General features: G+C 51.9%; 7 protein-coding genes. 5 read left to right on the top strand and 2 right to left on the bottom strand.

The window, feature by feature from the left end; all coding sequences use genetic code 11:
• From AB1690_09780 to bfr, 3 genes are all read left to right on the top strand, one after another.
• Positions 1 to 2,602, top strand: a 2,602-nt coding sequence (locus tag AB1690_09780) for a thrombospondin type 3 repeat-containing protein (GenBank protein ID MEW6015600.1), incomplete at its 5' end; no start/stop codon positions are given.
• Between the two features lie 416 nt (positions 2,603 to 3,018).
• Positions 3,019 to 5,745, top strand: a complete 2,727-nt coding sequence (locus AB1690_09775) for a dockerin type I repeat-containing protein (GenBank protein MEW6015599.1) — start codon at positions 3,019 to 3,021, stop codon at positions 5,743 to 5,745.
• A 155-nt stretch (positions 5,746 to 5,900) separates the two neighbouring features.
• Positions 5,901 to 6,365, top strand: a complete 465-nt coding sequence (bfr, locus tag AB1690_09770; protein ID MEW6015598.1) for a bacterioferritin — start codon at positions 5,901 to 5,903, stop codon at positions 6,363 to 6,365.
• Between the two features lie 128 nt (positions 6,366 to 6,493).
• Here the strand turns inward: bfr and AB1690_09765 are convergent, their stop codons facing one another.
• Both AB1690_09765 and AB1690_09760 read right to left on the bottom strand, forming a co-directional pair.
• Positions 6,494 to 6,928 carry a hypothetical protein gene (locus AB1690_09765; protein ID MEW6015597.1) on the bottom strand — a complete coding sequence of 145 codons (435 nt, stop codon included), beginning with the start codon at positions 6,926 to 6,928 and terminating at the stop codon, positions 6,494 to 6,496.
• On the bottom strand, positions 6,921 to 7,298 hold the full coding sequence (locus AB1690_09760) for a DUF2089 domain-containing protein (protein MEW6015596.1): 378 nt from the start codon (positions 7,296 to 7,298) through the stop codon (positions 6,921 to 6,923). Before AB1690_09760 ends, AB1690_09765 begins: the two co-directional genes overlap by 8 nt.
• Positions 7,299 to 7,668: 370 nt before the next feature.
• Between AB1690_09760 and AB1690_09755 the strand changes: the two genes are divergently transcribed.
• Entirely contained in the window at positions 7,669 to 9,111 is a 1,443-nt protein-coding gene (locus AB1690_09755) for a TldD/PmbA family protein (GenBank protein MEW6015595.1), read from the top strand.
• Positions 9,108 to 9,962: metallopeptidase TldD-related protein (locus AB1690_09750; GenBank protein MEW6015594.1), on the top strand; the 855-nt coding region annotated here is incomplete at its 3' end. The genes AB1690_09755 and AB1690_09750, both read left to right, overlap by 4 nt.

Below are 9,962 nucleotides of genomic sequence, written 5' to 3'. Positions count from 1 at the left end.
CGGCAATACCATTCGCGGCTTGGTAATTAATCAGTTCCAGCAGTGCGGTATCTATATTGTGGGCGCCCCCGAGGCGGCGACCAATCTTATTTACTGCAATTTCATCGGCACCAGCCAGTCCGGCGCTATCGACATCGGAAACGGCACCAATATGGCGAGCCTCTGGGCCGGAGTTTACATCTGCAATCAAGCCAACGGCTGGACTTTCCTGAACACCGTTGACCGCAACCTGATTTCTGGAAATTATACCGAAGGAGTTGCGATTATCGGGCCTATTCAACCCGGCGACGTCTACAACAACACTGTCTCCGGCAACTATATCGGAACCGATATTACCGGCACCATGGACCTCGGTAACGACCATGACGGCGTTACTCTGGCCGAGGGGACACATGATAACAACATAACCGGGAATCTCATTTCCGGCAATGATTACTCCGGTGTCGGAATAAACGGATTTAATAATATTCCTTATCCGGTGCCGCCGATTCAGACTTACAGCAACGTTGTTTCCACCAATATTATCGGGATGGATATTACGGTCACTAAAGCGCTGCCGAATTCGTGGCACGGGGTTTCTATTGGAATGTACGGACCGTCATTCTGGGGCTGCGCCGACCGGAATGTAGTAGGACGCAATATCATTGCTCACAATGGGAGAGATGGTGTAGCGCTCTGGGAGGATGCCGTAAATAATATTAACGCCGACCGCAACTGGCTCACGCAAAATTCTATCTTTGACAATCTGGGCCTCGGTATTGATATCTGGGATAACGGCGTTTCCCCCAATGACCCTCTTGACCCTGATGCCGGGCCTAATCAGGAAATCAACTTCCCGGTAATCACCAATATTGTCTATGCCGCCGGCACAACCACCATTACCGGCACGGTCGATATCGGCTCTCCGCCCAACCAGGCTACCGTGGAAGTTTTCAAGGCGGCTTTAGACCCGACCGGATTCGGCGAGGGGATGGCTTACCTCGGCAACAGCACTCCGGACGCGCTGGGCAACTGGATTTTTGTCGACCTCACCCTGGTTCCCGGCGACACCGTCACGGCCACTGTCACCGATGTCAGCAATAATACTTCTGAATTTTCCGCCGTCATGCCGGTAACTGCGCCGCAGGACAGTGATGGCGATGGCATCCCGGACCCATCAGATAACTGCCCCTTTAATTACAATCCGGCGCAGGAAGATACCGACCAGGATGGAGTCGGAGATTCCTGCGATAACTGCATTTATGTCTATAATCCGGGTCAGGCAGATGCCGACGCGGACGGCTTAGGTGACGTCTGCGACAACTGCCCCAACAATTACAATCCGGGTCAGGCTGACGGCGATAATGACGGTTTCGGCGATGTCTGCGACAACTGCCCCACCATCTACAACCCGGGTCAGGAAGATTCTGACCAGGACGGCCTGGGAGATATCTGCGACCCGGACTATCCCATCTATTACAAACCGGGATATCCCGATTACGCACCTTTCGGAATGCCGGATATTGACCAGAAGCAGATGCCCTGGTCTAACGGCGTGCAGTGGACACATTGCGGACCGGTGGCGGTCTCGAACTGCCTTTTCTGGTTCGATTCCAAATACGAATATCTGCTTAATCCCTTATCACCTCCGCCCCCTGCCGTCAGTGACAATTTCCGGCTGATTTCATCAACAGTGATGATGATTGATGACCACGATGCCAACAATGTCCCGCCGGTGGTCAATAACCTCGCCGCCATTATGGGAACCAGTCCCATCGGTACCGATATCAACCTGATGTACGGCGGAGTCAATGCCTATCTGACTTCTCTCGGGCTGGATGATTCTTTCCAGGTGACGCTCTACCCGCAGCCGACCTGGGAACTGATTCGGGGAGAGGTCAAACGGAGCCAGGATGTCATTCTTCTGCTTGGGTTCTGGCAGCCAGATGGCGGCTCTCCTGTCGGCTGGTCTCGTATCGGCGGGCACTATGTAACAGTGGCCGGTGTTGATACTCTCAACCAGCTGGGAGCGGCGTCGATTCATCTCTCCGACCCGTATTTCGACCTCTACGAGGGCGACCCGCCAGCCCCGCCGCATCCTTCCAATATGCATAATGACCTGAGATTAATCTCCGGACCGCACGGGACAATCTTTCATGACGGTTATCAGGTGGCGCCGTCAGGAAGCCCGGGAGGGATAGTCGGCTTGCCGGGATATGCCATTATGGCTAATCCGCCCTTTTATACCCAGCAGTTTTACGGGTTGAATTGCCCGCCGGAATTCATACCCTTCCAGGCTCCCTGGCTTCAGGGACCGATCAGCACCGAGATTGAATATGCCATGACCATCTGCCCGCGGGAATTTGTCTGCGATTGCCGACCGGGTGACGCCAACGGCAACGGCAGTTACAACATTCTTGATGCCACCTACATTATCTCTTATCTCTTCAAGAGTGGTCCGGCGCCGACGCCGTATCGGATATGTTCCGGTGATGCCAACTGCAACTGTGTCGTCAACATTCTTGATGCCACCTATCTGATAGCGTACCTTTACAAGCAGGGTCCGTCTCCCTGCACCTGCCAGCAGTGGGTCACCCAGTGCGGGCTGCCGCTGCGAAAATAATTCGGCAATTCCGCCAGAGATTAAGGGCGCACGAAAGTGCGCCCTTTCCATTTCTAACGGCCCGGTAGAAGAGATTGATTATGGAAATCAAATTCCATTATCACCGTTATTAATCTACCAAACGCCGATAATATCATCGATGTTGATATAATTAGACGTCTAATTCCATTTTTCTGCAAAAATATCTTGACAAAATTGACCCATATAATCTATATTGATATTGCAATCTGATAATCAAAGAGCGATTTCCTTTCGGCTCATTAGAGAGCGATTTTTTCGATAAGTTTACTGGCATGGTCGCAAGCCTGTTAAGGCGTTGATTCGCGACCGGATCCTTGTCATAAAGTTAGGAACTCCCTCCGTACCGGAGGTGACCGCAAACAGTTCTTCTCTTAAACTACATTGGAGGTAGATGTATGCGAAAAGCGCTTCTCATTCCGCTAATTTTCTTATGTACCGTCGCTCTCCGGGCGATGGCGCAGTTCCCGCCGGCCGGAACTGATGACTATCTGGCGATGGGACGAATTACTCTCCAGACCGGTACCTGTCCGCTGGAAACAATCGATTTGAACGGCACCGTCAAAGTTCAGCGAGGCAGTCCCTTTGACCCCGGCGACGGTCGTGATGAGATTCCGACCGAGATGATTCAGATGAGCCTTACCGGTTCCGCTCCCTGTAACGGTCCCATAATCGTTAAAGTCCAGATGACTCCGGCTCCGCCCAGTATCGGCAAGATAAAGGCTCAAAATGTTTCTCCCGATTATCCGGCCGATTCCTTTTTTGATGTCTTTGTCGAAATAGAACTGGTCAGCCTCACCCTGGTGTCAAGCAGTCCCATTCCAATAAGCGGTGTCATCAACAATATCCCCTGGATTGGGCAGACTCACGCCGGATTTCCCCTTACCCCTATTGACCTTATTGACAAATTTAATGGCACCCATATGGGTCAACTTTCCGCCTTTTCCTGGACGCCGACCGGAATCAACACCTGTCCTCCCGGTCCTGCCTTCTGCGACAGTGTCACGACCGACCGCTGCCTTCTGATTTGCCCGGCATCCGATGTTGTTTACAGAGTAGTTTTGAAGGATAGCTGTGGCAATCCGGTTTGCGACACTCTTAACACCTGGCTTGATTTCAGTCAATGCAACGCTATTCCATGCCCGGGAGAGGAGCCGTTTTGGCCCAATGTCTTTCCCGATTCCTGCGACCCGGCCACCGGCGCCCATTTCTTCACCGTTGATGCCGGTCAGCAGGGCTGCACCAACTGCCCGGTCGGTTTGATAGTAAACGGATTCTTCTGCCGGGTAGTTGAGGCGCGCTTCTTTGACACCAACGGCGACCTTTGCGTTCTGCCGAATGACTTTGTCGGTGGTCCCTGTAATGACTATGACTGCGATTTAATCCTGACTCCCAATGACCAGACAATTTTCGCCGCTCATCTTGACCATTGCTGCACATCGCCCTGTCCTCCCGGACCCCCCTTCTGCGACAGCACCAAGTTTACCCGCTGCCTGAATATCTGTCCGCGCTCTGACGTAGTCTGGGTAGCGGCGCTCAAGGACAGCTGCGGCAATCCGGTCTGCGACACCATCGGCACCTTCCTTGACTTCTCCAACTGCCCCGCTATGCCCTGTCCGAATGAAGAGCCTCTCTGGCCCCGGGTGCGTCCCGATTCCTGCAACCCTCTCACCGGCGAGCATTATTTTACCGTCGATGCCAGTCTTCAGGATTGTGCCGACTGCTTCCCGATTCTCTTTGTCAATTTCACTCCCTGCGAAACGATTCAGGCGATGTTCTATGATATCAATGGGGACTTCTGTGTTACCCCCAATGACTTTATTGGGCAATCTTGTAACGACTATAATTGTGACGGCATTGTGGATACTCAGGACTTCCTTATCCACTCGGCTCATCTCGAACACTGCTGCCCCGGCGCTCCCTGCCCGCCCGGACCGGCCTACTGCGACAGCATCCGGACCAACAGTTGTCTGCTCGTCTGTCCTCTTTCCGATATCCCGTACCGCGTGGTCCTGAAAGATAGTTGCGGTAATCCAATTTGTGATACCCTGGGTACATATCTTTCCTTCGCCAATTGCCCGGCGTTCCCCTGCCCTGGCGAAGAACCGAATTGGCCTATCGTCCGTCCTGATTCCTGCGACCCGGCCACCGGAGTTCATTTCTTTACTGTTGACGCCAGCCTCGATGTCTGCACCATCTGCGCCGCGGTTCTCTATGTGAATAATCAGCCTTGTCGCGATATCCCGGCATACTTCCTCGACATCAACGGCGACCGCTGTGTAACCGACGCCGACCTTATACCGGGCGCGTTATGTAATGATTACAACTGCAATGGTCAACTTGACGCCGATGATGTCGGCATCCATAACCTGCATAAAGGACATTGCTGCCCCGGCGGACCCTGCCCGCCCGGACCGCCTTTCTGCGACAGCATCTTCGCCGAACCATGCATCCTTATCTGTCCTAAGTCCGATGTCGTCTATCCCGTTGTCGTTAAAGATAGTTGCGGCAATCCAATCTGTGACACCCTGGGTATCTGGCTTGATTTCTCGCAATGTCCGGCGCAGCCCTGCCTTGACCATGAACCGGCCTGGCCGCGAGTTTTCCCTGACTCCTGCGACCCGACCACCGGAACGCATTACTTTACGGTCGATGCCGGTCTGCTCGACTGCACCATCTGCCAGGTCGGGTTATTTGTCAACGGTCTTCTCTGCCGGGTGATTCAAGCCCGCTTCTTTGATATCAACGGCGACCTCTGTGTGACCGGTAACGACTTTATCGGGCAGATCTGTAACGACTATGATTGTGACGGGCAAATCACACCGGCCGACCGTCTCATTTTCGACGGTCATCTCAATCATTGCTGCTGCGACTGCAAACCGGGCGACGCCAACGGCAACGGCAGCTATAACATTCTTGATGCCACCTATATCATTTCTTATCTGTTCAAGAATGGTCCGCCGCCGATGCCGTATCGTATCTGTTCCGGCGACGCCAACTGCAACTGTGTCGTCAATATTCTTGACGCCACCTATCTGATAGCGCACCTCTACAAGAACGGTCCGGCTCCCTGTACCTGCGAGCAGTGGGTCGCCAACTGCGGCTTGCCATTGAGAAAACAGTAAACTTCGGTCCTGTTTCTTTGCTCCTAAAGACCCCCGGCTAAGAAGCCGGGGGTTTTTTATTGCGCTGGAGCCGGTTGACGATTCCCTCTGGCAGAGTTATATTTCACCCCATTGAATTTGCTGAAGTGTACATCTTATCTCAAAAGGAGAGAACTATGAAAGGCAACGACAAGATAATCGCCACTCTCAACAGCCTCCTGGCGGATGAACTGACCGCCATCAATCAATATATGGTCCATTCTGAGATGTGCGCCAACTGGGGGTACGAGCGGCTGCATGAGAAAATTGAAAAGCGGGCGATAGATGAAATGAAACATGCTGAGAAGCATATCGGACGGATTCTCTTCCTGGAAGGAACGCCGGTTGTCAGTAAGTTAAAAGAGATGCATATCGGCAGCGATGCCGAAGCTCAGCTGAAGAACGATTGCTCCGAAGAAATGAACGCCATTAAGGCGTATAATGCCGCCATTAAAGAGGCCGCCGACGCCCACGACAACGGCACGCGGGAAATGCTCGAGTCTATCTTAAAAGACGAAGAAGAGCATCTCGACTGGCTCGAAGCCCAGCTAGACCAGATTAAACAGATGGGACTACAGAATTACCTACTGGGGCAAAAATAGAGAGATAAAAAGCCGGTTTCTCACAGGTGAGAAGTTGCAAATGAAATGACTCAAGACCCTCGACTTATAAGGAACATATTTCCTCAGTCGAGCGGTCTTGAGTGTCCGGTGACAGGAATTCTCCCGCATTAGCAGCAGAAGACTTTAACTTTCTTGTCGTTCTTCTCGATTTCGATCGGGCTTTCCTCCAACGCCGACAAAACCTCCTCCAGTTTCTTGGAATCGAGCTCATTCAGGTTGAAATTGAACCCTTTTTCAGAGAACTGGCTGTTGAGTGTCTCGACTGTCTGCCGCGGCATCACGGAGCCAAGCTTGATTCCGGCTTTCAAGAGGACTAACGGTATTTTGATATCTATATTTTCTTCACCGTCGCCCTGGCCGGATTGTCCCTGCACCACCACCCGCAGAAATTTTCCCCAGCGGCGCTCTTTCGATTCCGGCTTGGAATCGGCCGGGTTCCCTGATTCGCCGCCAGAGACGGCGTCCAGAAGCCGCTCGGCATCATCGGCGCTTATCTTGCCTTCGGCAAGCATCTGCAGAATCTGTTTCCTCTGGTTACTCATGGTCGCTCTCCTTTTTTAAGAGTTTTATCGCCTCGTCAACGGTTATCTCCCTCTGTGCCAGTCTGTCCAGTGCGTCGCCTGGAACGGCTGCTGATTCCACCTGAACAAAATCAAGCTGGCTGCCGATACGGTTCAGGCGGCTCTTTATAGTCGGATAACTTACCCCGAAATGTTTTTCCATCTGCTTTATCGAACCGTGGCATTTAACGAAGACCGCCACAAATACCTGGTCATCAAGGTCAAGACGGGCAAGCGGGGGAAGCTCAAAATCCCCCTCAATGGCAATTTCTTCTCCTTCAATCGCGACCCGCTTCACCACCAGCCGCTTTCCGCCGGTCAATCCAACCAGATGACTCCAGTCCTTATTCATACCTTCTCCAGTATTGAGTTCCAAAGTAATATATGAAATTTATTCATAAATGTTGCACAAATTATTAATAATATTAATCCATTTTTTAAGTAAAATTGATTTCTGTCATAGTCTCGGCAGCCATAATTATTGTTAACTTATTGATTGCAAGTAAATTAGGTCACATTAATCAGCTGCCGGGTAATATTGACTTCAGTTTCCCTGCTAAGTCATAATTAAATGGGGAGATTCCTAACTGCCTTGATTTTCGCAACCAATTTCCCTACATTCACGAAGTTACTTCTAATGGTCAAAGAATATGTCAGAATCCTGCCGGCGCCGATGAGTAGCTCGCCTGTCGGCAAGTTCTTGAAACATTATTGGAGGTGGAATGAAAGATAGTCTCAAAAGTGTCCTCGACTGGCTCAAAGGCAAAGGAGTCGATTATGCCGACGCCCGCTATGTTCGCACCGAATCGGAATCGTGCATGGTGAGTGACGGCATAGTCGAGACTCTCTCCCGTGACGTCAATGTCGGGGTCGGTATTCGTGTTATCGACCGTGGCGCCTGGGGTTTTGCCGCTGTTTCATCGCTCAAGGAAACCGATATCAAGAAGGCGGCGAATAAGGCTCTTCAGACGGCGCGGGCGTCTGCCACAACCGTCAAAGAAAAGGTGCGCCTGGCCGAGACCGAAACCTATCGCGACCATTACAAATCCCCCTGCGAAATCGACCCTTTCAATGTCCCTACCGATGAGAAAATCGGCTTACTCCTGGAGATATCGGACCGTCTCAAAAGCGACAGCAAAATCAAAACGGCCGAAGCCTCCTGCGATTTCTACAAGACCAACAAAATATTCTGCTCCACCGAGGGGTCGGAAATCGAACAGGATATAATTGAATCGGGAGCCGGATATATGTGTGTTGCGTACGACGGCAATGAAGTCCAGAAACGGTCCTACCCCAATTCCCATCGCGGCGATTTTGCCACCCGCGGGTATGAGTTCATTCAGGGAATGAAACTTCTCGACAATGTCGACCGCACCCGGGAAGAGGCGTTGGCTCTTCTTACGGCCGAAAACTGCCCCGATACGGTCACCGATATCATTATCTGCGGTTCGCAAATGGCGCTTCAGGTACACGAATCCTGCGGTCATCCGACCGAGCTCGACCGTGTGCTGGGCACGGAAATCTCCCTTGCCGGTGGCTCCTTTATGCAGCTTGACGGACTCAATAGTCTGAAATATGGCTCGGATATAGTCAATATCTTTGCCGATGCCACTATTCCGGGAGCGCTTGGCTCTTTTGGCTATGATGACGAAGGGGTCAAAGCGCAACGCTCCCCGATAATTCAGGAGGGAATCCATGTCGGGTATCTTACCAGTCGTGAGACGGCGCCGGTTATAGGACGAAAGTCCAACGGCACCATGCGCGCCGACGGCTGGAATCGCCTGCCGCTGATTCGGATGACCAATATCAACCTTGAGCCGGGGGAGTGGGAGCTTGAGGATCTGATTGCCGACACCAGGGATGGCATCTTCTTCGATATGAATAAGTCCTGGTCGATAGATGACAAACGTCTCAATTTCCAGTTCGGCGTGGAATGCGCCTGGGAGATAAAGAACGGAAAGCTGGGGCGGATGCTTAAGAATCCTCTTTATACCGGTATGACTCCGGAATTCTGGAACTCCTGTGATGCCATCTGCAACCGGAAGCACTGGAAAATCTGGGGAGTGCCTAATTGCGGCAAAGGTGAGCCGATGCAGATTGCGCGGGTGGCGCATGGCGCCGCTCCGAGCCGTTTCCGCAAAGTGAAAGTCGGGGTGAGCAAATGATAGGTCAAGACAAACTTTTCAGCCTCTTCGAGAAAGTAGTCAAGGGAAGCAAAGCGGATGAGACCGAGGTCGTCTTTGTCGGTTCCAACTCCGGACTGACCCGGTTTGCCAACTCCATCATTCATCAGAATGTCAATGAGTCTAACGCCAAAATTCTTTTCCGCACGGTTCTGGGCAAGAAAATCGGAGTGGCATCGACCAATTCCCTCCTTCTGTCCGACCTGAAAGCGACTCTCCGGAATTCTTTTGAAATCGCCAAATATCAAAAAGAAAACAAACATTTTCCGGGACTTCCTGAGCCTAAAGAGTATGCCAAAATAGAGACCTATTTCCAGGCCACGGCGGATTTCGGACCTAAAGACCGTGCCCGTCTGGTGAAAAAGGTCTTCATTCGCGCCAAAAAACGGAAATTTACTACGGCCGGGGCTTTTGCCACCGGTGACGGCGAAATAGCGGTCTTCAATACCAAAGGTGTTCGCTGCTACCAGCCGGTCACCAGCGCCAGTATCAATATCATCGCCATGTCGGAGACCTCTTCGGGATACTCGGTGGGACTTTCGCGGAAGGTCGAGGATATCGATGTCGTTTCTCTTGCCGATATTGCGGTCGATAAAGCGTATGCTGGCAAGAAGCCTAAACCGCTTCCGGCCGGTGATTATGAAGTAATCCTCGAGCCAGCCGCCGTTGCCGCCCTCTTTGAGTGGGTTAACTATATCGGACTCGGCTCCAAGTCGTTCATCGACAAGACCTCTTTCCTTTCCGACAAGATCGGACAGAAACTGATGGATGATTCGGTTACGGTCTATGATGACGGCAATGACCCCTCGGCTATTGCCATGCCTTTTGATTTT

The organism is Candidatus Zixiibacteriota bacterium (genome assembly GCA_040753495.1).
Taxonomy (GTDB): Bacteria; Zixibacteria; MSB-5A5; order GN15; family PGXB01; genus DYGG01.
This window is presented reverse-complemented; position numbering and strand designations above follow the sequence as displayed.

What these genes read in the sequence shown, in the direction of transcription:
- AB1690_09775 (MEW6015599.1), top strand. Translation starts at nt 3,019, where the DNA reads ATGCGAAAAGCGCTTCTCATTCCGCTAATTTTCTTATGTACCGTCGCT.
- bfr (MEW6015598.1), top strand. Translation starts at nt 5,901, where the DNA reads ATGAAAGGCAACGACAAGATAATCGCCACTCTCAACAGCCTCCTGGCG.
- AB1690_09765 (MEW6015597.1), bottom strand. Translation starts at nt 6,928, where the DNA reads ATGAGTAACCAGAGGAAACAGATTCTGCAGATGCTTGCCGAAGGCAAG.
- AB1690_09760 (MEW6015596.1), bottom strand. Translation starts at nt 7,298, where the DNA reads ATGAATAAGGACTGGAGTCATCTGGTTGGATTGACCGGCGGAAAGCGG.
- AB1690_09755 (MEW6015595.1), top strand. Translation starts at nt 7,669, where the DNA reads ATGAAAGATAGTCTCAAAAGTGTCCTCGACTGGCTCAAAGGCAAAGGA.